Raw genomic sequence first — 23563 nt, 5'->3', positions numbered from 1 at the left:
CGCTATGAGGAGGATCCGCGCCCCATGACATTCCGCCCGACGACCCGTCGCGCCCTGCACGCCGTCACCGTCCCGCTTCTCGCCCTTGCCACAATCCTGCCGGCAGGCGCGCGCGCGCAGGACCTTCTGTTCGCCCCCGGCGAGGACGACCGCTTCGACTGGCAAAGCTACGACGACTTCGCGGCGGCACATGACTTCTCGGGGCAGACGCTGAAGATCTTCGGCACCTGGACCGCCGAGGACGAGGCGACCTTCCGCAACGCCTTCCGCTATTTCGAGGCCGCGACCGGCGCGAAGGTCGATTATGCGGGCTCGGACAGCTTCGAGCAGCAGATCATCATCGACACCGAGGCCGGCTCGCCCCCCGACATCGCGATCTTTCCGCAGCCCGGGCTTGCCGCCGATCTCGCGGGGCGCGGGTTCCTGACGCCGCTGGCCGACGGCACCGACGCCTGGCTGGCCGAGAACTACGCCGCCGGCGACAGCTGGGTGCAGCTGGGCACCTATGCCGGCCCCGACGGCGCCGAGCATCTCTATGGCTTTCCCTACAAGAGCGACGTGAAATCGCTCGTGTTCTACGTCCCCGAGAATTTCGAGGACATGGGCTACGAGGTCCCCGAGACGATGGAGGACCTGAAGGCGCTGACCGAGCAGATCGTCGCGGATGGCGGCACGCCCTGGTGCATCGGCCTGGGGTCGGGCGGGGCCACCGGCTGGCCCGCGACCGACTGGGTCGAGGACCTGCTGCTGCGCCTGCAGCCGCCCGAGGTCTACGACCAGTGGACCTCGAACGAGATCCCCTTCGACGACCCGCGCGTGGTCGAGGCGATCGACGAGTTCGGCTGGTTCGCCAAGACCCCCGACTTCGTGGCGGGCGGGGTCGAGGCCGTCGCCTCGACCGATCACCGCGACAGCCCCGCCGGCCTCTTCGACTTCCCGCCGCAGTGCTACATGCACCACCAGGCCAGCTTCATCCCGTCGTTCTTCCCCGAGGATGTCGAGATGGGCGTGGATGCCGACTTCTTCTACATGCCGCCCTATGCCTCCAAGGACCTCGGCAACCCGGTGCTGGGCGCGGGCACGACCTTCACCATCACCCGCGACACCGAGCTGGCGCAGGCCTTCATCGACTGGCTGAAGACGCCGATCGCGCATGAGGTCTGGATGGCGCAGGACGGCTTCCTGACCCCGTTCAAGGATGCCAACCCCGACACCTACGGCGACCCGACGCTGAAGAAGATGGGCGAGATCCTGACCTCGGCCGACACCTTCCGCTTCGACGGGTCGGACCTGATGCCGGGCGCGATCGGCGCGGGGGCGTTCTGGACCGGCATGGTCGATTTCGTCGGCGGCCTGTCGGCCGAGGACGCGGCGGCGCAGATCCAGTCGACCTGGGATGGCCTGAAGTGAGCGCCGGCTTGCACAGCGCGCCCCCCGGGGGGCGCTGAGCGGGGCGACGATGCAGCAGATCCTCTTCGCCCTCGCCAGCGTCATCACCGGCTGCTTCGGTTGCGTGGCCTATTTCTTCCTGTCGAACCTGATCCTCGACCGCGTGTTCCCGCCGCGCGGCCCGGGGGCGGCGGGCAACATCCGCCGCGCCTCGGCCATCCGGCCCTGGCTGTTCCTCGGCCCGGCGGTGATCGTGCTCGGGCTCTACCTCGTCTACCCGGTCCTCGAATCGCTGCGCCTCAGCCTGATGCGCAACGGCCAGTTCGCCGGGCTTGAAAACTACCGCTGGCTGATCCACGAGCCGAAATTCCACGAAAGCCTGATCAACAACCTGATGTGGCTGGTCTTCGTGCCGACGATGGCCACGCTGATCGGGCTGTTCGCGGCGCAGCTGACCGACAGCATCCGCGGCGGCGCCATCGCCAAGTCGCTGATCTTCATGCCGATGGCGATCAGCTTCGTCGGCGCCTCGGTGATCTGGAAGTTCGTCTATGAATACCGCGGCGCCGACCAGGCGCAGATCGGGCTGCTGAACGCGATCGTCACCGCGCTGGGCGGTGAGCCGCAGGCCTGGCTCGCGCTGCCGTTCTGGAACACGGTCTTCCTGATGCTGATCATGGTCTGGATGCAGACGGGCTTTGCGATGGTGATCCTGTCGGCGGCGCTGCGCGGCATCCCCGACGAGACGATCGAGGCCGCGATCCTCGACGGCGCCAACCCCTGGCAGGTGTTCTGGCGCATCAAGGTGCCGCAGATCTGGGGCACGATCGCCGTGGTCTGGACCACGATCACCATCCTCGTGCTGAAGATCTTCGACATCGTCTTCGCGATGACCAACGGCCAGTGGGGCACGCAGGTGCTGGCCAACATGATGTACGACTGGTCGTTCCGCGCCGGCGACTTCGGCCGCGGCTCGGCCATCGCGCTGGTGATCATGGTGGCGGTGACGCCGCTGATGGTCTGGAACATCCGCAATGCGCGCGCGGAGGGCGGGGAATGAGCGAGATCGCCGGAACCCGCTCGCGGCTGCGGGTCGCCAATTACGTCGCCGTCATCGCGCTGGTGCTGCTGTGGACCATCCCCACCATCGGCCTGCTGGTGTCGTCCTTCCGCGACCGCGAACAGATCCAGAGCCTTGGCTGGTGGCAGGCGCTGTCCTCGGCCGAAGAGCCGATGTCGGCCCGCACCGGCCCGCCCGGCGACGCGGTGCAGGAAGACGGCCAGTGGGTGCTGACGGGCAATGTCTTCGGCGACGGCACCGGCACGGTCGGCAGTTTCGGCACCTCGATCCGCGCGCCGGGGGAATTCCCCGCGGGCGAGACCGCCGAGACCCGCGACGGCGGCACGCTGAGCATCGCCGCGGACGGCGCCTACCGCCTGACCAGCCCCGAGCCCTTCAAGGGCCGGCGCGGCGAGCGGCTGGTGCTGACCCGCGCGAGCCCGCCCGAGTTCACGCTGCAGAACTACGTCCAGGTGATGACCGCCGACGGCATGGGGCAGGCGTTCCTGAACACGCTGACGGTGACGATCCCGGCGACGGTGATCCCGATCCTGGTCGCGGCCTTCGCGGCCTATGCGCTGGCCTGGATGCAGTTCCCGGGGCGCGCGCTGCTGATCGCCTGCGTGGTCGGGCTGCTGGTGGTGCCGCTGCAGCTGTCGCTGATCCCGCTGCTGCGGTTCCACAACGGCATCGGGCTGGGGCGCAGCTACATCGGCATCTGGCTCGCGCATACCGGCTTTGGCATGCCGCTCGCGATCTATCTGCTGCGCAACTACATGGTCGGCCTGCCGAAGGAGGTCATCGAATGCGCCCGCGTCGACGGCGCGACCGAATTCGAGATCTTCCGCAAGATCGTGCTGCCGCTCAGCCTGCCGGCGCTTGCCGCCTTCGGGATCTTCCAGTTCCTCTGGACCTGGAACGACCTTCTGGTGGCCAAGGTCTTCCTCGGCTCGGGCAACGACCAGATGGTGATGACCGGCCGGATCGTCGAGCTTCTGGGCTCGCGCGGGAACAACTGGGAGCTGCTGACCGCGGCCGCCTTCATCTCGATGCTGGTGCCGCTGGTGGTGTTCTTCTCGATGCAGAAATACTTCGTCCGCGGCCTTCTGGCCGGGTCGGTCAAGGGCGGCTGACGCCGGAAAGGAGGGCCGGGAATGGCCGAGCTGAAACTGACGGGCGTCGACAAGAGCTATGGCGCGACCCAGGTGCTGCGGGGCATCGACCTCGAGATCGAGCGGGGCGAACTGATCGTCTTCGTCGGCCCCTCGGGCTGCGGGAAGTCTACGCTGCTGCGCATGATCGCCGGGCTCGAGAAGATCTCCGGCGGCACGCTGGAGATCGGGGGCGTGCGGATGAACGACGTGCCGCCCGCCCAGCGCGGCATCGCGATGGTGTTCCAGTCCTACGCGCTTTATCCGCACATGACGGTGCGCGAGAACATGGCCTTCGCGCTCGAGATCGCGAAGGTGCCGAAGTCAGAGCGCATGGCGAAGGTCGACCGCGCGGCCGACATGCTGCAGCTGACGCCCTATCTCGACCGGCTGCCGAAGGCGCTGTCGGGCGGGCAGCGCCAGCGCGTCGCCATCGGCCGCGCCATCGTGCGCGACCCCGAGGTCTACCTGTTCGACGAGCCGCTCTCGAACCTCGACGCGGCGCTGCGGGTGGCGACCCGGATCGAGATCGCGCAGCTGAAGGAGCGGATGCCCGAGGCGACGATGATCTACGTCACCCACGACCAGGTCGAGGCGATGACGCTGGCCTCGCGCATCGTGGTGCTGGCCGACCGCGGCATCGCGCAGGTCGGAACGCCGCTCGAACTCTACGAGACGCCGCGCAACGAGTTCGTGGCCCGGTTCATCGGCTCGCCCTCGATGAACCTGCTGCCCGGCACGATCGCGCGCGCCGGCGCCACGACCGAGGTCGCGCTGGCGGGCGGCGGCCGCGCCACCGTCGCGATCGCGACCGAGCCGGGATCCGAGGGGCGCGAGGTCAACCTTGGCGTCCGTCCCGAGGACCTGTCGCCCGCGCCCGAGGGCACGCCCGCGCTCTATTCCGGCGAGGTCGACTATACCGAGGCGCTGGGCGAGGTGACGCTGCTGTATTTCGTGGCCGAGCCGGGCGCGGGGCAGGGGGTGATCGCCAAGTTCCCGGGCATTCACCGCGGCCTGCGGCGCCGGCAGGTGGCCCTGACCGCGCCGCCCGAGAAGCTGCACCTTTTTGCCGACGGCCAGTCCCTGCGCGCGGCCTGAAGCGCGCTGTCCCTGAGGCGCCCTGTCCCCCGGGGCGCCTTGACCCCGGACCCCCGTCTCAAACGCAAAGCGCCCGCGCAGGTCCTCCGCGCGGGCGCTTCAGGTCAGGCGGGACGGATCAGAAGCCGGCCTTGATCTGCTCGAACTCCTGCAGCTGCTTCTCGCGCTGCTCGGCCGAGATCGGGGTCTGGGCGAGGATCGGCGCCTTGATCGGGCCGAGGCCCGCATCCGCGACCTCCTCGGCCGGCAGCTCGGCCATGCCCTTGCTGTTGGAATGGCCGTAGCCGATCGCGTCCAGCAGCCCCTGCGCCGAGGACGGCGCCAGCCAGGCGTTCATGAAGTCATAGGCCTTCTCTTCCGAGCCGGGGCCGTCCTTCATGTTGACGTAGCCGCAGAACCAGGTCGACGACCCTTCCTTGGCCTCGCGCTGGAAGCCGACGTCGAAGCCGTCGTCCTTCAGATAGGCGATGCCGTCGTTCCACGACCAGGCGACCAGAACCTCGCCCGAGGCCATCAGCTGCGCCATCTCGGACGGGTCCGACCAGTAGGAACGCACCAGCTTGTTGGCCTCGCGCAGCCAGTCGGCGGCGGCCTTGAACTGCTCGTCGGTGACATCGGACCAGTCGGTCACGCCGGTGGCGAGATAGGCCAGCGACCAGACGTCGTCGGCGCTGTCGGGCAGCGAGATCCGGCCCTCGTACTTCGGGTTCACGAAGACGTCGAGCGAGGCCACGTCCTCGTCGGGGACCTCGCCCTTGGCATAGGCGATGGCCGAGACGCCCCAGTCGGTCGGCAGGAACCAGACGCCCTTGTCGTCCTTGAACACCGGCGAGTTCAGGAACTTCGGATCGATGTCGCCGAAGGCCGCGATCTTCGAGACATCCCAGGGCTCGATCAGGTCGGCGTCGCGGTACTTCTGCACCGCCGACGAGCAGGGATGGGTCACGTCGGCCTTGAAGCCCGACGAGACCTTCTGGAATGCCTCGTCGTCGTCGCCGAAGAAGGCATAGGTCGGCACGTCGCCGTATTTGTCGACATAGCCCTGGAAGATCGACGGCTCCTCGAAGCCGGCCCAGTCGAAGACGGTCAGTTCGCTGTCGGCGGCGAAGGCGGGGAGCGCCGGGCTCAGGCCGGCGGAAATCGCGGCGGCCGAGACCATCAGCTTGGAGATGCGGTTCATGAATGTCCTTTCGATGCGGGGGGCTAACGGCCCCCGGGCTCCTGTCGGATCCGATGCGACGCTACCTATGCCATGGCGTGGCGCCAAGTGGATTTCGCCCCGCGGGGCGGCACCGCGGTTGCGGCGCGCGCGGGAGTGCCCGCAGAACGGGCACGATCCCGGGTGACGCCACGGCGCCCTGTGGTCCGGACCCGTGCGGGTGGCGTAGACGTTGCGCCCGAAGACATCCGTGAAAGGCCCGCGATGACCGACTCAGCCTCCCCCGACGCCCCGCTGATCCTCTGGCTGCGCCGCGAGTTCCGGCTGTCGGACCACCCCGCGCTGAGCGCCGCCGTGGCGACGGGCCGGCCGGTGATCCCGGTCTTCGTGCTCGACGAGCTGGTCGAGGATTGGGGGGCCGCGCCGAAATGGCGCCTGGGCGAGGCGATCGCGGCCTTCGACGCGGCGCTGCGCGCCAAGGACAGCCGGCTGGTGCTGCGCCGCGGCCCCGCGCTCACGGTCCTGCGCGCCCTCGCGCGCGAGACCGGCGCCGCGGCGGTGGCCTGGACCCGCGCCTACGATCCCGCGACCCGCAACCGCGACGCGACCGTCAAGGCGGCGCTGAAGGACGACGGGCTCGAGGTCACGAGCCATCCCGGCCACACCCTGGCCGAACCCTGGGAGATCGAGACCGGGCAGGGCGGCTTCTACAAGGTCTACACCCCGTTCTGGAAGGCGCTGCGCGCGCGCGGCGTGCCCGAACCCGACCGGGCCCCCGCCAAAATCCCGGCCCCCGCGGGCTGGCCGGCCTCGGACAGCCTCGCCGACTGGCGGCTCGGCGCCGCGATGCGCCGCGGCGCCGCCGTCGTGGCCGCCCATGCCCATCCCGGCGAGGCCCGCGCCCGCGACCGGCTGCACCGCTTCCTGTCCGACAAGGTCGCGCAGTATGCCGACGACCGCGACCGCATCGATTTGCCCGCGACCTCGGGCCTGTCCGAGAACCTGACCTGGGGCGAGATCGGCCCGCGCACGGTCTGGCACGCGGGCCTGCGCGCGCTCGAGGACGGTGGCCGCGGGGCCGAGACCTTCCTCAAGGAACTCGCGTGGCGCGATTTCGCCTGGCACCTGTGCTACCACGCGCCCGACCTTGCCACGACCAACTTCCGCGAGGACTGGAACGGCTTCGGCTGGCGGCGCGACAACCGCGAGGCCGAGGCCTGGCGCCGCGGCCTGACCGGCGAGCCGCTCGTCGATGCGGCGATGCGCGAGATGTACGTGACCGGCACGATGCACAACCGCGCGCGGATGGTGGTGGCCTCGTACCTGACCAAGCATCTGCTGACCGACTGGCGGGTGGGCCTGCGCTGGTTCGAGGACTGCCTGATCGACTGGGACCCGGCCTCGAACGCGCTCGGCTGGCAGTGGGTGGCGGGCTGCGGCCCCGATGCCGCGCCCTATTTCCGCGTCTTCAACCCCGAGACCCAGGCCGAGAAGTTCGACCCCGACCGGCGCTACCGCGACGCCTGGATCGCCGAGGGCCGGGCCCGCCCGGCCGCCACCGCGCTCTCCTATTTCGAGGCCTGCCCCGTCTCCTGGGGGCTCGCGCCCGACGAGGCCTATCCCGACCGCATCGTCGGCCTGAAGGAGGGTCGCGAGCGTGCGCTGGCGGCCTATGCCGAGAAATAGCCGCTTCAGCTTTCGCCTTGGCCGAAATATCCCGGGGGAGGCTCCGCAGGAGCCGGGGGCAGCGCCCCCGGACCCCCTCACCGACCAGCCCCCCTACCGATCAGACGCCCGCATCTCCCACCCCCCGTACCGAAAGGCGTACCGATGCCCGCATCCCTCCTTGGCTGGCCGCTCTGGGCCGCACTTTCGGCGGGCTTCGCCGCCCTCACCGCGATCTTCGCGCGCGTCGGCCTGCGCGAGGTGCCCTCGGATTACGCGACCTTCCTGCGCACGCTGGTGATCCTGCCGTTCCTGGCGCTGATGGTCAGCCTGCGCGGCCAGTGGATGCCGCTCGGGCAGGTGCCGGGCCGGGCGGGGCTGTTCCTCGTGCTCTCCGGGCTCGCCACCGGGGCCTCGTGGCTGTGCTACTTCCGGGCGCTCTCGCTCGGGCCGGCGGCGCAGGTCGCCTCGATCGACAAGATGTCGGTGGTGCTGGTCGCGGTCTTCGCCGCCGCCTTCCTCGGCGAGGCGCTCTCGCCGCGTGCCTGGGCCGGCATCGCGCTGATCGTGATCGGGGTGCTGCTGGTCTCGCAGCGCTGACCCGGCCGCGGTGCCGAAGACCCCGCGAAGACCCCGCCAAGAAGGCCGCCGCCGAATGGGTGAGGTCCGCGCGGGCCGCGCGCGACGCGGCCGGCCCCTTGCCCGACGGGATCGCGGCCCGGACCGCAGGTGCCGGCCCGCCTTTACCGGGTGGCGATGTTTTGCTTAACCTTTCGACACAGACGGAAAGGATTGCCATGCTGACGACGACCGAGGGCCAGACCGGGCTGCCGCGCTATTTCGCGCGGGTCTTCCAGATGGCCTGCCGGATGCCGCACGGGCGCATCGACTTCGTGCTGCCCGACGGCCGGCGCTTCCGGGCCGAGGGGCAGGGGCCGGGCCCGGTGGCCGAGCTGCAGATCCACGACCCCGACCTCTTCGCCCGGCTGGTGCGCGAGGGCGACCTCGGCTTTTGCGAAAGCTATGTCGAGGGCGGCTGGTCGACGCCCGACCTGATGGCGTTCATGGACCTCGTGAACGCCGGCAACGACGAGATCTACGACGGCTTCCCGGGCATGGGCCTCGCCCGTGCCTGGGAAGGGCTGCGCCACTGGCTGCGCGGCAATTCCCGCGGCCAGGCGCGGCGCAACATCGCGGCGCATTACGACCTCGGCAACGAGTTCTACCGCCTCTGGCTCGATGACACCATGACCTATTCCTCGGCGCTGTTCGACGCGGCCCCGGGCGGCGGGCAGCTCAGCCTCGAGGCCGCGCAGCGCGCGAAATACGCAAGCCTCGTCGACCGGATGGGCGTCGCGCCCGGCGAGCACGTGCTCGAGATCGGCTGCGGCTGGGGCGGGTTCGCCGAATATGCCGCCGGCGAGCGCGGGCTGCGCGTCACCGGGCTGACCATCTCGCGGGCCCAGCACGACTACGCCACCGACCGCATCGCCCGCGCCGGCCTGTCGGACCGGGTCGAGATCAAGCTGCAGGACTACCGCGACGAGCGCGGCCAGTACGACGGCGTCGGCTCGATCGAGATGTTCGAGGCGGTGGGCGAGAAATACTGGCCGGTGTTCTTCGACCGGCTGCACGGGGTGCTCAAGCCCGGCCGCGCCGCCTGTCTGCAGATCATCACGGTGGCCGACCGCCGCTACCGGATCTACCGCCGCGGCGTCGACTTCATCCAGAAGCACATCTTCCCCGGCGGCGCGCTGCCCTCGCCCTCGGCCCTGCGCTCCGAGGTCGAGCGCGCGGGCCTCGCGGTGGCGGGCTCGCTCGAGTTCGGGGAAAGCTATTCCCAGACCCTGCGCCGCTGGCACGAGACGTTCAACGCCCGCTGGGACGAGGTCGCGGGCCTGGGCTTCGACGACCGGTTCCGGCGGATGTGGAACCTCTATCTCGCCTCCTGCGCGGGCACGTTCCACGGCGGCAACTGCGACGTGACCCAGATCACCGTGACCCGCCCCGCCACCACCCCGGCGCGCGGGCTGTCGGCCTGAGATGCCGAATGCCGCGAAACTGGTGGCGGCGCTGTGCCTCGCGGCCGTCGGCTTCTTCGGCGCGGTCGCGGTCGTGCCGCACATGCCCGAGGGCCAGCGCGTCGGCAAGCTGTGGCTGATCGCGGTGCTGGCCGGCGTCCTCGTCGGCTGGCGGATGCTCGGGCGCGACATGACGCCGCGCCGCACCCTCACCCAGGTCGAGGTGCCCGGCGCGGCCAGCACCTGCGCGGCGGGCCTGCGCGCGGCGGCGCTGACGGCGATCTGCACGCTGTTCGCGGCTTCGACCGTGGTGATGTTCATCCGCGCCTTCGACCGGCGCTACAAGGGGCCGATGGACGCGGTGGTGTCGATCTTCGACCTCTGCCTCGGCTACGCGCCGCTGTTCACGCATGTCGACGTCCTGCTGACCCTTGCCATCGGCGGCATCCTCGCGGCCTATGCGGCCCGGGGCGCAGGCCGCGCCTGGGGGTAATGCCGTCATGTCCGTGTTCCTGTATGGCTCGCTGCGCGACCCGGCCCTGCTGGCGGTGGTCGTCGGCCGCCTGCCAGAGGTGCTGCCCGCGACGCTGCCGGACCACGCCGTGCGCGCCGCCGGCGACGAGGCCTTCCCCCAGATCCTGCCCGAGGCGGGCGCCACCGCCCGCGGCCTCGTGGCGCTGGGCCTGACGGGCGACGAGATCGCGCGGCTCGCCTTCTACGAGGCGGGCTTCCACCTCGCGCCCGCCCCGGTCCCGGCCGAGACCGCCTCGGGCCCGTGCGAGGTGCAGCTCTTCCTGCCCGGGACGGCCCCCAAGGCCGGCGCCGCGCCCGAGACCGAAACCGGGACCGAAACCGTGTCCGATGCGGGGCCCGATGCGGGGCCCGGCGCCGGCGGCTGGCCTGCGGGCGCGCCCTGGTCCTACGACGCGTGGCGCGCGCGCTGGGGCGAGACGACGGTGGCCACGGCACGCGCCTTCATGGCCGAATACGGCCGCGACGGCGGGCGCGAGCGGGCGCACCGGCGCTGGCCGCTGCTGCTGGCGCGCGGCGCAAGCCAGGTGCGCGCCCGCGCGCCTGCGCCCGTCACGCTGCGCCGCGCCGTGACCGCGGGCGACATCTCGGTCGCCGCGCGGCGCGAGCCCTATGCCAACTACTTCGCGATCGAGGAATACGACCTCTCCTGGCGGCGCTTCGACGGCGCGATGGGGCGCGAGACGACGCGCGCGGTCTTCGTGTCGTCGGACGCGGTGCTGGTGCTGCCCTACGACCCGGTGCGCGACCGGGTGCAGCTGATCGAGCAGTTCCGCATGGGCCCCTTCGCCCGCGGCGATGCCGAGCCCTGGCTGCTCGAGGTGGCGGCGGGCCGGATCGATGGCGGCGAGACGCCCGAGGAGGCGGCGCGACGCGAGGCGATCGAGGAATCGGGCACGCGGATGCGCGAGCTGATCGCGGGGCCGCGCGGCTATGCCTCGCCCGGCGCGATCACCGAGTATCTCTATTTCTTCATCGGGATCTGCGACCTGCCCGACCGCGACAAGCGCATCGGCGGGCTCGAGGACGAGGACGAGGACATCCGCGCCCATGTCCTGGCCTTCGACGAGCTGATGGCGCTGGTCGACAGCGGCGAGATCGACTCGACCCCGATCCACCTGCTGGCGAACTGGCTTGCCCGCATCCGCCCGCGCCTGCGCGCCGCGGCCGGTGTGCCCGGCTGACGCCCCACCGATCTCCCGCCGAGATCCCGCCGACATCCCGCGCACATCCCCCTGCCGCGCCCCGGCCCATTGGCTGCCAGGCGCCGGCTACTCCTCGACTTTGCCGAAATATCCCGGGGGAGGCTCCGCAGGAGCCGGGGGCAGCGCCCCCTGCGCCCCGGGTGGCCCGGCCGCGTCTCCTCAACCCTGTCGCCAGGCCCGGGCGCGGCGCTCGAACGGCTGGATCAGCAGGTAGTCGACGGCCAGCATCACCACGACGAAGGCCAGGGCATAGGCCATGACCTGGGCGGTCTGGAACAGCTGGAAATGCATGTGGATGCGAAAGCCGATCCCGTCCGACCGGCCGAGGAACTCGACCACCAGCACGATCTTCCAGATCACGGCCAGCCCGTTGCGCGCCGCGGTGGCCAGGAAGGGCGCAAGCTCGGGCAGCATGACGTGGCGCAGCCGCTTCCAGCGCGAGAAGCCGAAGACGATCGTCATGTCCCGGATCCGCGGGTCGAAGGTGCGCGCGCCCTCGCGCAGGGTCACGATCACCATCGCGGTCTTGTTCAGCGTCACGGCCAGGATCGCGGCGGTCTCGTTCAGCCCCAGCCACAGGTAGCACAGCACGATCAGCACCAGCGCCGGCAGGTTCAGGAACACCGTCACCCAGGCATCGGCGATCATGTCGAGCTTCGGGTTGCGCCCCAGCACGACCCCGATCACCGCGCCCGCGGCCATCGCCAGCACGAAGGCGATCGCCACCCGGCGCAGCGTCGCCAGCAGGTGGTGCGGCAGCCGCCCCGAGACCCATTCCTGCCAGGCCACCCGCGCGACCTCGTCCGGCGCGGGCAGCACCTGCGGATCGGCCTTCAGCACCGCCAGCCCCCACCAGAGCGCCACCAGCGCCAGAAGCGACAGCAGGAACACCGGCCCGCGCGCGCCGCGCCCCGCGGCCATGCCTCCGCCCGCCGCGGCCCCCGGCCGCGCGCCGCCGGGCACGCCCCCGCCAGAGAGGTCTCCGCCGGCCACGTCCCGGCCGGAAACGTCCCCGCCTGAAATGCCCCCGCCTGATACGTCCGTGCCGGAGTGGTCCTTGCCAGCCACGTTCCGGGCCTGTCCCTCTGGCCCGGAAACGCCCGGCCCGGAAACGCCCACGCCGGAAACGCCCCTGCCAGAGGCCCCGGGCCCGCCCGGTACGGCGGCGCGCGTGTCCTTGCCGGGCGGCGGCGTGCCGTCGCCGCCGCGCGGGCTTGGCGGCGGGCCTGACGGTGCGCCCGGCCCGGTGCTGAACCTGTGCATTCCAGATGCCTCCCCGGGGCCCAGCATAGCGCCGAACCGGCCGGTGTCGCGCCCGATCGGCGCGGCCCATACCTAGGTCGTATGGGCGCCCGCCACCCGCCTGGCCTAGCCTCGGGGCCGGAGGAACCCCAGATGTCCCGTGCCTGGCGCCCGGTCGCCGCTGCCCTGTGCCGTGCCGGCACGCTCGCCGCCATCCTCGCCCGGGCACCCGCCCCGGTCGCAGTCCCGGTCGCAGTCCCGGTCGCAGTCCCGGTCGCAGTCCCGGTCGCAGTCCCGGTCGCAGTCCCGGCCGCAATCTCGGCGCCAATGCCGGGGCGAATTCCGGTGCCGGGCCCGACGCCCCTCCGGGCGTCGCTGCGCGCCCTTGTCCTCGCGCTTGCCGCGGTCGCGGGCGGCGGGCCCGCCACGGCCGAACCCGCCCCGCTGCCGCGCGAGGCGATCGCCGCCCATGTCGCCCCGCCGATGGAGCTTGGCCCCGAGCTGGACCCCGGGCGCGGCATCTACGAGCTGCGCAACTCGGGCGGCGCGCCCGCGGGCTTCGTGTTCGAGACCGGACCGCTCGCGCCGATCCCCGGCTTCTCGGGCCAGCCGATCGACATGCTGGTGACGCTCGACCGCGACGGGCGGTTCCTCGACGTCCAGCTTCTGCACCACAACGAGCCGATCTTCGTCTCGGGCCTTGGCGAGGCGCCGCTGCGCGCCTTTCTCGAACAGTACCGCGGCCACGCGATCTCCGAGCCGCTGGTGGTCGGCACGCCCTATGGCGCGGGGGGCGAGGGATCGGACCTCGTGCATCTCGACGGGGTGACCAAGGCGACGGCAAGCGTGCGCATCGCCCATGAATCGATCCTCGCCGCGGCGCTGGCCGTCGCGCGCGAGAAGATGCGCGGCATCCGCACCGGCGCGCCCGCGCGGCCCGATCCGGGCCATGACGAGACGCTCGACTGGGACGCGCTGGTGCGCGAGGGGATCGCGCGCAACCTCGCGGTCGACAATGCGGCGCTGCAGGCGGCCTTCGCGGGCTCGCTCTGGGCCATCGACGATCCCGAGGCGCTGGCCGATCCGGCGGGGCGCTACCTCGACCTCTGGGTGGTCGACATCGGCCCGCCCGCGGTCGCGCGCGCGGTGCTCGACCCGGACGGCTTCGCCGAGCTGCAGCGCTTCCTCGCGGTCTCGCCCGAGGACGAGCCGATCCTGGTCGTGGATGCCGGGCGCCACGGCCTCGTGTCGGCGGACTTCGTGCGCAACACCGCGCCCGACCGGCTGTCGGCGGCGCAGGACGGGCTGCCGGTGGCGCTGCGCGACGCGGACCTGTCCTTCGCGCTGAACGACGCACTGCCCGAGCGGCTGCGCGAAGGGCAGGCGATGATCCTGCGCACCGACCGGCGGCTGGGGTTCGACCCGACCCGCGACTGGGAGCTGTCGGCCCAGGCGGTGCGGGCGCATGGCATGTTCCAGCCCGAGCTTGGATCGCGCCATTTCACCCTGGCCAGCCGCGCCGATCCGCGCTTCTTCCTGCGCCCCGAGGCGCCGGTCGCCGCGGTCGCGCCCTGGCGCGAGGCGCTGCGCAACCGGCAGGGCGACCTTCTGGTGCTGGCGGTGGCGCTGCCGGGGCTGCTGTGGGCGCTGGGGCCGGGGATGCACGGGCTGGCCGCGCCGGCGCGGGCGGCGTCCCTGCGGCTGGCGTGGCTGGCGGCGATGACGCTGTTCGCGGGCTACTGGGCGCAGGGGCAGCTGTCGATCGTGACCGTCATCGCGGTGATCCGGGCCGCGACCGGGGGCGGCAGCTTCGCGGTGCTGCTCTACGACCCGGTGTCGCTGCTGATCTGGGCGGCGGCGATCCTGGGGATGCTGGCCTGGGGGCGGGGGCTGTTCTGCGGCTGGCTGTGCCCCTTCGGCGCGCTGCAGGAGGCCACGGCGCTGGTCGGGCGCCGGCTGGGGATCAGGTCGTGGGAGCCGTCGCCGGCCTGGGACCGGCGGCTGAAGCGGGTGAAGTACCTCGCGCTGGCGGGGCTGGTGGCGGCGGCGTTCCTTGCGCCCGCCGAGGCCGAGAAGCTGGCCGAGATCGAGCCCTTCAAGACCGCGATCACCACCGGGTTCCAGCGCGAATGGTACTATGTCGCCTATGCCCTGTTCTGGCTGGGCTTGAGCGCGGTGACCTTCAAGGGCTTCTGCCGGTACCTGTGCCCGCTGGGCGCGGTGATGGCGCTGGGCGACGCGCTGCGTCTGCGCCGCTGGATCCCGCGCCGCGACGGCTGCGGCAGCCCCTGCCAGCTGTGCCGCGTGCGCTGTCGCTATGGCGCGATCGAGCCCTCGGGCCGGATCGACTATGCCGAGTGCTTCGCCTGTCTCGACTGCGTGACGATCCACGACGACCCCCGGACCTGCGTGCCGCTGGTGCTGGCGGCGAAGGGGCGGACGCTGCCCGCGGCGCGGCAGGGGGCGCGGCCATGATCGCGCGCCGCCGCTTCCTCGCGATCGCCGCCGCCGCGCTGGCGCGCCCGGCGCGGGCCGAGACCGCCGCCTGGCAGGGCCGTGCCTTCGGGGCCGAGGCGCGGATCACGCTTTCGGGCCCGCGCGGCCTGCCGGGGGCGACGCTGGCGCGGATCGGCGCCGAGATCGAGCGGATCGAGCGGCTGTTCTCGCTGGCAAGGCCGGACTCGGCCCTCGTCGCGCTGAACGCCGCCGGGCGGCTCGATCCGGCCCCGCCCGACCTTCTGGACCTGCTCGGGGTGGCGGGCCGGGTGCATCTGGCTACGGGCGGGCTGTTCGACCCGACGGTGCAGCCGCTGTGGCGGGCGCTGGCCGAGGGGCGCGACCCGGTGCCGGCGCGCGCCGCGATCGGCTGGGACCGGGTGCGGGTGAGCGGGCAGGGCGTGGCGCTTGAGCCGGGGCAGGCGCTGACGCTGAACGGCATCGCCCAGGGTTGGGCCGCGGACCGGATCCGGGCGCTGCTTGCCGCCGCGGGCTTCACCCGCGCGCTTGTCGACATGGGCGAATTCGCGGCCCTGGGCGGGCCCTGGCGGCTGGCGGTCGAAGATCCCGGGCTTGGCCGGATCGGCCACCGCACCCTTCTGGGCGGGGCGATGGCGACCTCGAGCCCCGGCGCGCTCCGTCTCGGGGCCGAGACCCACATCCTCGGGCCCCGGGGCGAGCGGCCCTGCTGGTCGACGATCAGCCTGCGGTCCCAAAGCGCGGCGCTGGCCGATGCGGCGGCCACGGCGCTGGTGCTTGCTCCGCGCGACGAGCTGCCCGCGATCCTCGCGCGGCTGCCCGAACCGGTCGCGGTCCTGGCGGTGAGCCCCGGTGGCGAGGTCGAGAGCTTCGCCACCTGAGCGCCCGGCGCCTCGGTGCTTCGGGGCGCCCGGGCCGGGCTGGGTGCACGCGCGCGTGTGGGGGCGCATCGCTTTGGTCGCCCGGCGCAGGCCGCAAGTGTGCCTGCGGACAGGGCGGGGCGGCGATGCCCGGACCGGCTGAGTGCAGGCGTGCGACCGGGGGGCGCGTGGTGCGGGGTGCGCTCTGCAGGTTGCATGGATGGCTGCGGAAGCGGGCGCGACGGGTCAGCGCGCGGACCGGGCGCGCGCTCCCTGACCGGGCGCGGGGCACCCGGTCAGGCTGCGGCTCCGCCTGTGAGGAGAAGCGTGACGAGGGGCGACGGGCGGCGGAGCCGGGACGGGCTTGGTGGCGCGGGCCGGAAAGAGGTGTGAGACGTGGGTCTTTCGCACATGACGGGGCCCTCGATGACCGGGGCGTGCGCCCGGCCGTCGGTCCGGTCCGCGCCTCGCGCCCTCGTGCGGCTGCGCGAGATCCCCGCGGCTTGACCTTTCCCGCCCCCCTCGCCACCTTGCGCGCGATTTTCGCCCCCGATCGGAGCCGGCATGACCCAGGGCACCCAAGGCCGCCCCACCCCCCCGTTCTCGCGCTTCGAATTCCTCGTCGCCTGGCGCTACCTGCGAGCCCGGCGGGCCGAGGGCGGGGTGTCGGTGATGACCTGGATCAGCCTCGTCGGCATCACCCTCGCGGTCTTCGCGCTGATCGCGACCCTCGCCGTGCGCGCGGGCTTCCGGGCCGAGTTCGTCGACACGATCCTTGGCGCCAATGCCCATGTCACGGTCTATGCCGCGCCGCAGACGCTTGAGAACGGCGCGGTGATCCGCACGATGCCGGACTATGACGCCGTGGCCGCGCGGGTGGCCGAGGTGCCGGGCGTGACCTCGGCCGCGCCGCTGGTGCGCGGCCAGGTGATGGCAAGTTTCGGCGAGGAGGCGGGCGGCGCCGAGGTCTTCGGCATCAGCCCCGCGAACCTCGCGAAGATCCCGCGCATCGGCCAGCATCCGGACGCCTCGTGGGGCGATCTCGCGCAGTTCGGCATGGTCGAGGGCGGCGGCATCGCCATCGGCTCGGGCCTCGCGCGCGAACTGGGCGTGAACGTCGGCGACCGGGTGCGCATCATCCAGCCCAACGGCGTGCGCACCGCCTTCGGCACCAGCCCCCGCGCCGCCGCCTATGAGGTCGTCTACATCTTCACCGCCGGGCGCTACGACATCGACCGCACCCGGATCTACATGCCCTTCGACGCGGCCCAGGCCTTCTTCAACCGCGAGGGCGTCGCCGACGAGATCGAGGTGATGACCACCGACCCCGAGGATGTCGACGCGCTGCAGGGACCGATCGCCATCGCCGCTGGCCAGCAGGTCTACCTCTGGACCTGGCGCGACTCGTCGGGGTCGTTCCTGCGCGCGCTCGACGTCGAGGACAACGTGATGTTCATCATCCTGTCGATCCTCGTGCTGATCGCGGCGATGAACATCACCTCGGGGCTGATCATGCTGGTCAAGAACAAGGGCCGCGACATCGGCATCCTGCGCACCATGGGCCTGACCGAAGGCTCGGTGCTGCGGGTCTTCTTCCTGTGCGGCGCCTTCACCGGCGTGATCGGCACCGCGATGGGGGTGATCCTGGGCTGTCTCTTCGCGATCTGGATCGACCCGATCTTCAGCTTCGTGAACTTCGTCGCCGGCGGCGGGGTCTGGGACCCGTCGATCCGCGGCATCTACAACCTGCCCGCCAAGCTGCAGCTGTGGGACGTGTGCAAGGCCGCGGGCCTGTCGCTGTTTCTCAGCTTCGTCGTGACGATCCTGCCCGCGCGCCGCGCCGCGCGGATGAACCCGGTGGAGGCCCTGCGCTATGAGTGACGTCCTGGCGCTTGAAGGGATCGAGAAGATCTACAACCGCGGCCAGCCGAGCGAGGTCGCGGTGCTGCGCGGCGCCGACCTCGTGATCGGGCGGGGCGAGGTCGTGGCGCTGGTCGCGCCCTCGGGTTCGGGCAAGTCGACGCTGCTGCACATCGCGGGGCTGCTCGACACGCCCGACACCGGCCGCGTGCTGCTCGACGGGCAGGAGATGGCGGGGGCGGGCGACCGGCTGCGCACCCGGCTGCGGCGCGAGCGGCTGGGCTTCGTCTACCAGTTCCACCACCTGCTGCCGGAATTCACCGCGGCCGAGAACATCATCCTGCCGCAGCTTGCCAACGGCACCGCGCCGAAGGCGGCCGAGGCGCGCGCGCGCGAGTTGCTCGAGCGCGTCGGCGTCGGCGCGCGGGCGGACCACCGCCCCGCCGCGCTCTCGGGCGGCGAGCAGCAGCGCGTGGCCTTCTGCCGCGCGCTGGCGAACGGTCCAGCGCTGCTTCTGGCGGACGAGCCCACCGGCAACCTCGATCCCGGCACCTCTGACGTGGTCTTCGCGGCGCTCATGGACCTCGTGCGCGCGACAGGGCTGTCGGCGCTGATCGCGACCCACAACCTCGAACTGGCCGCGCGGATGGACCGGGTGGTGCGGCTCGAGGAGGGGCGCATCCTCTAGCGCCCGCGCGGCCGGCGGCGCGTTTGGGCGCGCCTCCTGACGCCGGCCGGGGCAGGCCGGGGCGGGCCGATGCCGCGTCCGCGTCCCGCCGTCGGTCAGTCCGGCGGCTCGCCGCCGAAATTCGCCCAGAAGTCGGCCCGTTCGTTGAGGTGCGGGAAGGCGGTGTCGGGCACCGGCACGCCGAGGAAGCCGCACAGCGGCCCCCAGCCCTCGGCCACGTCGAAGACCAGCACCCGTTCGGGCGGCAGCGCCGCCAGCACCTCTTCGCGGCGGCGGTGATAGGTGGCGAGCGCGGTGTCGCGGTCGGGCGTGCGGGTGCCGAAGGTGCCCTCGCCGATGGCGGGCAGCGCGGCATCGAACATCTGCCGGATGTGCGGCGGCAGGGCGAGGCTGTCGGAGATCCGCATCACCTTGCCGATCGTGGTCGAGAAGCTGCGCCACCAGCTGTCGTCGGGGCGCTGGCTGTGGATCACCTTCGCCTGCGGATGGGCCGCCGCGACCTGCCGCCAGACATGGGCGCCGGGCCAGTCGACCTGTGCGCGGTACCCGTCGTAAAGCGCCACCCAATCCGTCGGCTGCCCGCTCAGCGCCCCCACCCAGCCCGGCACCTGGCCGGGATTGGCAAAGACCTCCTCCATGTGGTGGCAGGGCCCGAAGCCCAGTATCTCGAGCGCTTCCTTCAGCGAACGCGTTCCGGTCCGGCCGAAGCCGGAGCCGATGACCTCCAGTGCCATGCTGTCCCCCCCGGACATCTCCCTCGCCTTTACAGTCCGCGCAAGATGACGCTGGGTCAAGCTGCGCAAAAGGTGCAGGCGAGATGCATCTGGCGCCCCCTTCCACGCCCGCGGGCTTTGCTGTATTCCTGCGGCCTTCCGCGACGCGATGTCGCCAGTATCTCGGGGACAGACATGACCGATTCCAGCTCTGACGAACGCATTGCCAAGGTGATGGCCCGCGCGGGCGTCGCCTCGCGCCGCGATGCCGAGCGCATGATCCTTGCCGGCCGCGTGTCGGTGAACGGCAAGAAGATCGACAGCCCCGCGCTCGACGTGAAGCCCGGCGACCGCATCCTGCTCGATGGCCGCGCCATCGACGAAAAGCAGCCGACGCGCCTGTGGCTCTACTACAAGCCCCTCGGGCTCGTGGTGTCCGAGAAGGACGAGAAGGGCCGCCAGACCATCTTCGACACCATGCCCGAGGGCATGCCGCGGGTGATGAGCGTCGGCCGGCTCGACCTCAATTCCGAAGGCCTGCTGCTGCTGACGAACGACGGCGAACTGAAGCGCCGGCTCGAGCTGCCCGAGACCGGCTGGCTGCGCAAGTACCGCGTGCGCGTGAACGGTCAGCCCAACGACGTGACGCTCGATCCCCTGCGCCGCGGCATCACCATCGACGGCGAGGATTTCCAGCCGATGGAGGTTACGCTCGACCGCCAGCAGGGCTCGAACGCCTGGCTGACCGTCGGCATCCGCGAGGGCCGCAACCGCGAGATCCGCCGCGCGATGAGCGCGGTGAAGCTGATCGTGAACCGGCTGATCCGCGTCAGCTACGGCCCGTTCCGCCTGAACGAGATGAAGCCCGGCGACATCATGGAGGTGAAGGCCAAGGTGATGCGCGACCAGCTGGGCGCGCTGCTGCCGGGCAACGAGGACCATGTCGAGCGCCCCGGCCGCATCAACCGCGAGGGGCAGGGCCCGAAGACCTACGACCAGCGCAACCGCGCCGAGCCGGCCGAGAGCTATCGCAACCGCGAGCGCGGCGGCGACGACCGCGGCCCGCGCCCGCCGCGGGGCGAGGGCGATCGTCCCTATGGCAAGCCCGCTTTCGGCAAACCCGGCTTCGGCAAGCCCGGCTTCGACCGTGGCCCGCGCCCCGAGGGCGACCGCGGCCCGCGTCCGCCGCGCGCCGAGGGTGACCGCCCCTATGGCAAGCCCGCTTTCGGCAAACCCGGCTTCGGCAAGCCCGGCTTCGACCGCGGCCCGCGCCCCGAGGGCGACCGCGGCCCGCGTCCGCCGCGCGCCGAGGGCGATCGTCCCTTTGCCAAGCCCGCTTTTGGCGCGCCGGCCTTCAGCCGCGGGCCGCGTCCCGAGGCCGACGAGGGCGAGGCCGCGCGCAAGCCGCGCCACAAGGGCCTGCGCCCGCCGCGCGACGAATCGGGCGAGGGCCGCAGCGAGCGGCCGCGCAGCGAGGGCTTCGGCAAGGGTCCGCGCAGCGCCGGCTTCAAGTCGCATGGCGGTCCGGCCGGCAAGGGCCGCGCCGAGGGCTTCAAGTCGCATGGCGATGCCGCGCGCGGCGGTCCCGCCCGGGGCCCGCGCCCCGAGGGCCCGGCGGGCGGCAAGCCCTATGGCAAGCCGGCCGGCGACCGCGGCGGCTTCGGCAAGCCGCGCAGCGAAGGCTTCCGCGCCCAGGGCGACGGCGCGCGCAAGGGACCGGGCCAGGGACCGGGCCAAGGATCGGGCAGGGGACCGGGCAAGGGACCGGGGGCAGGATCGGGCGCGCCGGGGGGCAAGCCGCGCTTTGGCGGCGGCAAGCCGGGCGGCGCGCCGTCCGACCGCGGTCCGCGCAAGCCGCGCTGACCCCGACACCTCCTGCGGCGTCCTGACGGCCCCGCGACCGGTTTCGCCACCGGGCCGGGGCGGGCGTCGCAGACGCGGCCAAGGGGGCGCGGCCAAGGGGGCAGGGACTTGTCGCGCGGCGCGTCATGGCCCATGTCCTAGGAACGAAACAGCCAGGCGCGCGCCGGTGGCGCGCGCGGGAAAGGACCGATGCAAAGGCTTCTGTTGCTTGTGGCGCTGGGCGCGCTTGTCGTGCTGGGGCTGCGCTGGGTCGCGGCCCGCGTCGGCGGGGACACCCCCGCGACGCTGCCGGCGCGCCCCGCCCACGACGGGCCGGTGGCCAAGCTTGCCTTCGCGGCGCTGTTCCTCGTCATCGCCGCGACCTCGGCCGGCTGGCTGGAGGGGCTGTAGATGGCCGAACGCTTTGGCGGGCCGCACTCGCCCGGCGGCGATCCCCGCGCCTCGGCCCGGACTGCGAGAGGCAGCTCGGCCGGGACCGGCCGGCGGCTGACGGCGCGCACGCCCGAGCCGATGCGCGCGCGCCGCAACCTCCTGTTCCTCGCGCCGCTGCCCCTGGTCTTCGCCGCCTTCTCTGGCGGCGCGCTCGACCTCGTGACCGACCTCGCGGCGCTGGCCGCGCTCTGGGGCGGGGCCTACCTGACCTCCGAGGGCGTGAAGGCCGAGGCCGCGTTCAACGCCCGCACCTTCGCGCGCCGCCCCGCGATCCCGCGCAAGCTGTTCGGCATGGCGCTGACCGGCCTTGGCACCGCCGGCGCCAGTCTTGCCCCCACGGCGGCGGGCGGGGCCGACCTCGTGGCCCCGGTGATCTTCGGCGCGATCGCGGCGCTTCTGCATGTGGTGGCCTTCGGCACCGATCCCTGGCGCGACCGCCGCCCCGGGGGCATCGACGACTTCCAGCACGACCGCGTCGCCCGCGCCCTGCAGGAGGCCGAGCGCCAGCTTGCGCGCATCTCCGCCGCCATCGCCGGGCTTGGCGACCGCCAGCTGGCCGCGCGCGTCGCCGGGTTCGAAACCACCGCCCGCGCCATGTTCGCCCGGATCGAAAGCGACCCGCGCGACCTGACCGCCGCGCGGCGCTATCTCGGGGTCTATCTCGAGGGCGCGGCCGAGGCCTCGGAGAAGCTCGCGCGGCTGTCGCAGGCGGGCGGCGACGCCGGTGCGACGGCGCGCGCGGACTACATCGCGCTTCTCGACGATCTCGAGGCGAACTACGCCGCGCGGACCGAGGCGCTTCTGGGCAACGACCGCGGCGATCTCGGGGTCGAGATCGGGGTGCTGCGCGACCGACTTTCGCGCGAGGGGCTGCGCGAAGGGGTTGCCGCGCGCCGCGACGATGAGATGGAATGAGGCCGGACCCCTCCCGGCGCCGATAGCAGGAATCACCAGATGACCGACACGACCCGCGACCGCGCCCTGGCGCAGGAGGCCGAGATCGACGCGGTGACCCGGGTGGATCTGCCCGAGGTCCCCGCCGCGCCCGCCACCCTGTCCGAGGCGACCGGCCCCGAGGCCGAGCGCATCCGCGCCGCCATGGCCGAGATCGACATCGGCGACGCCGGATCGATCGTGCAGTTCGGCGCCCCCGCCCAGGCCGAGCTGCAGCAGATCAGCCAGTCGATGCTGACCGACGTCAAGAACAAGGACGTCGGCCCCGCCGGCGACAGCCTGCGCCAGATCGTGACCACGATCCGCGGCTTCTCGGTCTCCGAGCTTGACGTGCGGCGCCAGCGCAGCTGGTGGGAGAAGATCGTCGGGCGCACCGCGCCCTTCGCCAAGTTCGTCGCCCGCTACGAAGAGGTGCAGGCCCAGATCGACCGGATCACCGACGCGCTTCTGGGGCACGAGCACAAGCTTCTCAAGGACGTGAAGTCGCTCGACCTGCTCTATGACCGCACGCTGGGCTTCTACCGCGAGCTGGGGATCTACATCGCCGCCGGCGAGGCGCGGCTGGCCGAGATCGACGCGACCGACATCCCCGCGCGCGAGGCCGAGGTCGCGGCGGCCTCCGAGACGCAGAAGGTGATGGCGGCGCAGACCCTGCGCGACCTGCGCGCCGCGCGCGACGATCTCGAGCGGCGGGTGCACGACCTGCGGCTGACGCGGCAGGTGACGATGCAGGCGCTGCCCTCGATCCGGCTGGTGCAGGAGAACGACAAGGCGCTGGTCAGCAAGATCAACTCGACGCTCGTGAACACCGTGCCGCTGTGGGAGACGCAGCTGGCGCAGGCGGTGACGATCCAGCGCTCGGCCGAGGCGGCGGGGGCGGTCAAGGCCGCGACCGACCTGACGAACGAGCTGTTGACCGCGAATGCGAAGAACCTGCGCGAGGCCAATGCCCGCGTCCGCACCGAGGTCGAGCGCGGCATCTTCGACATCGCCGCGGTGAAGACCGCCAATGCCGAGCTGATCGCCACGATCGAGGATTCGCTGCGCATCGCCGACGAGGGCAAGGCCAACCGCGCCGCCGCCGAGGCCGAGCTGCGCCAGATGGAGGGCGAGCTGCGCGAGGCGCTCGCGGCGTCGCGCGCGCGGGGACCGTCGGTGCCGGCGGCCGGCAGCCGGCGGGGGGCGGGCCGCTGACAT

The 23563-nt window shown here is 72.2% G+C and carries 20 protein-coding genes; 17 read left to right on the top strand and 3 right to left on the bottom strand.

What is annotated here, in order from left to right:
• Positions 1 to 24 precede the first annotated feature (24 nt).
• From V8J39_RS06060 to V8J39_RS06045, 4 genes are read left to right on the top strand one after another with little or no spacing between them, the layout of a single operon-like run.
• On the top strand, positions 25 to 1410 hold the full coding sequence (locus V8J39_RS06060; protein WP_336459943.1) for an ABC transporter substrate-binding protein: 1386 nt from the start codon (positions 25 to 27) through the stop codon (positions 1408 to 1410).
• A gap of 49 nt (positions 1411 to 1459) precedes the next feature.
• Positions 1460 to 2449, top strand: a complete 990-nt coding sequence (locus V8J39_RS06055) for a carbohydrate ABC transporter permease (RefSeq protein ID WP_336459942.1) — start codon at positions 1460 to 1462, stop codon at positions 2447 to 2449.
• The gene (locus tag V8J39_RS06050; protein ID WP_336459941.1) at positions 2446 to 3582 is read left to right on the top strand and encodes a carbohydrate ABC transporter permease; all 1137 of its coding nucleotides are present in this window, start codon (positions 2446 to 2448) and stop codon (positions 3580 to 3582) included. Before V8J39_RS06055 ends, V8J39_RS06050 begins: the two co-directional genes overlap by 4 nt.
• Before the next feature lie 21 nt (positions 3583 to 3603).
• Positions 3604 to 4698: an ABC transporter ATP-binding protein gene (locus V8J39_RS06045; protein WP_336459940.1), complete on the top strand. Its 1095-nt coding sequence runs from the start codon at positions 3604 to 3606 to the stop codon at positions 4696 to 4698.
• Between the two features lie 118 nt (positions 4699 to 4816).
• Here the strand turns inward: V8J39_RS06045 and V8J39_RS06040 are convergent, their stop codons facing one another.
• Entirely contained in the window at positions 4817 to 5878 is a 1062-nt protein-coding gene (locus V8J39_RS06040) for an ABC transporter substrate-binding protein (RefSeq protein WP_336459939.1), read from the bottom strand.
• A gap of 243 nt (positions 5879 to 6121) precedes the next feature.
• Here V8J39_RS06040 and V8J39_RS06035 point away from each other — a divergent pair, with 243 nt between their 5' ends.
• From V8J39_RS06035 to V8J39_RS06015, 5 genes are all read left to right on the top strand, one after another.
• The gene (locus V8J39_RS06035) at positions 6122 to 7543 is read left to right on the top strand and encodes a cryptochrome/photolyase family protein (RefSeq protein ID WP_336459938.1); all 1422 of its coding nucleotides are present in this window, start codon (positions 6122 to 6124) and stop codon (positions 7541 to 7543) included.
• Positions 7544 to 7687: 144 nt separating this feature from the next.
• On the top strand, positions 7688 to 8122 hold the full coding sequence (locus tag V8J39_RS06030) for an EamA family transporter (protein ID WP_336459937.1): 435 nt from the start codon (positions 7688 to 7690) through the stop codon (positions 8120 to 8122).
• Positions 8123 to 8313: 191 nt separating this feature from the next.
• The gene (locus V8J39_RS06025) at positions 8314 to 9564 is read left to right on the top strand and encodes a cyclopropane-fatty-acyl-phospholipid synthase family protein (protein ID WP_336460212.1); all 1251 of its coding nucleotides are present in this window, start codon (positions 8314 to 8316) and stop codon (positions 9562 to 9564) included.
• A 1-nt stretch (position 9565) separates the two neighbouring features.
• The gene (locus V8J39_RS06020; RefSeq protein WP_336459936.1) at positions 9566 to 10036 is read left to right on the top strand and encodes a TrgA family protein; all 471 of its coding nucleotides are present in this window, start codon (positions 9566 to 9568) and stop codon (positions 10034 to 10036) included.
• Positions 10037 to 10043: 7 nt separating this feature from the next.
• The gene (locus V8J39_RS06015; RefSeq protein WP_336459935.1) at positions 10044 to 11258 is read left to right on the top strand and encodes an NUDIX domain-containing protein; all 1215 of its coding nucleotides are present in this window, start codon (positions 10044 to 10046) and stop codon (positions 11256 to 11258) included.
• Positions 11259 to 11438: 180 nt separating this feature from the next.
• Here V8J39_RS06015 and V8J39_RS06010 read toward each other — a convergent pair whose 3' ends face one another.
• Positions 11439 to 12200: an ABC transporter permease gene (locus V8J39_RS06010; RefSeq protein WP_336459934.1), complete on the bottom strand. Its 762-nt coding sequence runs from the start codon at positions 12198 to 12200 to the stop codon at positions 11439 to 11441.
• A 666-nt stretch (positions 12201 to 12866) separates the two neighbouring features.
• On the opposite strand from V8J39_RS06010, the gene V8J39_RS06005 reads away from it, so the two are divergent.
• From V8J39_RS06005 to V8J39_RS05990, 4 genes are all read left to right on the top strand, one after another.
• Positions 12867 to 14996 carry a 4Fe-4S binding protein gene (locus V8J39_RS06005; protein WP_336459933.1) on the top strand — a complete coding sequence of 710 codons (2130 nt, stop codon included), beginning with the start codon at positions 12867 to 12869 and terminating at the stop codon, positions 14994 to 14996.
• Positions 14993 to 15877, top strand: a complete 885-nt coding sequence (locus V8J39_RS06000) for an FAD:protein FMN transferase (protein WP_336459932.1) — start codon at positions 14993 to 14995, stop codon at positions 15875 to 15877. Before V8J39_RS06005 ends, V8J39_RS06000 begins: the two co-directional genes overlap by 4 nt.
• 543 nt (positions 15878 to 16420) lie before the next feature.
• Positions 16421 to 17737, top strand: a complete 1317-nt coding sequence (locus tag V8J39_RS05995) for a lipoprotein-releasing ABC transporter permease subunit (RefSeq protein ID WP_336459931.1) — start codon at positions 16421 to 16423, stop codon at positions 17735 to 17737.
• Positions 17730 to 18404 carry an ABC transporter ATP-binding protein gene (locus V8J39_RS05990; RefSeq protein ID WP_336459930.1) on the top strand — a complete coding sequence of 225 codons (675 nt, stop codon included), beginning with the start codon at positions 17730 to 17732 and terminating at the stop codon, positions 18402 to 18404. The genes V8J39_RS05995 and V8J39_RS05990 overlap by 8 nt, the downstream gene beginning before the upstream one ends.
• Before the next feature lie 95 nt (positions 18405 to 18499).
• On the opposite strand, the gene V8J39_RS05985 is transcribed toward V8J39_RS05990, so the two are convergent.
• Positions 18500 to 19138 (bottom strand): sulfotransferase family protein, encoded by a 639-nt coding sequence (locus V8J39_RS05985; RefSeq protein ID WP_336459929.1) that lies wholly within the window; start codon positions 19136 to 19138, stop codon positions 18500 to 18502.
• A 174-nt stretch (positions 19139 to 19312) separates the two neighbouring features.
• Between V8J39_RS05985 and V8J39_RS05980 the strand changes: the two genes are divergently transcribed.
• The 4 genes from V8J39_RS05980 (at position 19313) to V8J39_RS05965 (ending at position 23560) form a co-directional block, all read left to right on the top strand.
• Positions 19313 to 20980 (top strand): pseudouridine synthase, encoded by a 1668-nt coding sequence (locus tag V8J39_RS05980; protein WP_336459928.1) that lies wholly within the window; start codon positions 19313 to 19315, stop codon positions 20978 to 20980.
• 189 nt (positions 20981 to 21169) lie between these two features.
• On the top strand, positions 21170 to 21370 hold the full coding sequence (locus V8J39_RS05975) for a hypothetical protein (RefSeq protein ID WP_336459927.1): 201 nt from the start codon (positions 21170 to 21172) through the stop codon (positions 21368 to 21370).
• Positions 21371 to 22327, top strand: coding sequence for a 5-bromo-4-chloroindolyl phosphate hydrolysis family protein (locus V8J39_RS05970; RefSeq protein WP_336459926.1), 957 nt, complete (start codon positions 21371 to 21373; stop codon positions 22325 to 22327).
• 39 nt (positions 22328 to 22366) lie between these two features.
• Positions 22367 to 23560 carry a toxic anion resistance protein gene (locus V8J39_RS05965; RefSeq protein WP_336459925.1) on the top strand — a complete coding sequence of 398 codons (1194 nt, stop codon included), beginning with the start codon at positions 22367 to 22369 and terminating at the stop codon, positions 23558 to 23560.
• Positions 23561 to 23563: the final 3 nt, after the last annotated feature.

This window comes from Frigidibacter sp. MR17.24, from assembly GCF_037095655.1.
Classification (GTDB): domain Bacteria; phylum Pseudomonadota; class Alphaproteobacteria; order Rhodobacterales; family Rhodobacteraceae; genus Frigidibacter.
This window is presented reverse-complemented; position numbering and strand designations above follow the sequence as displayed.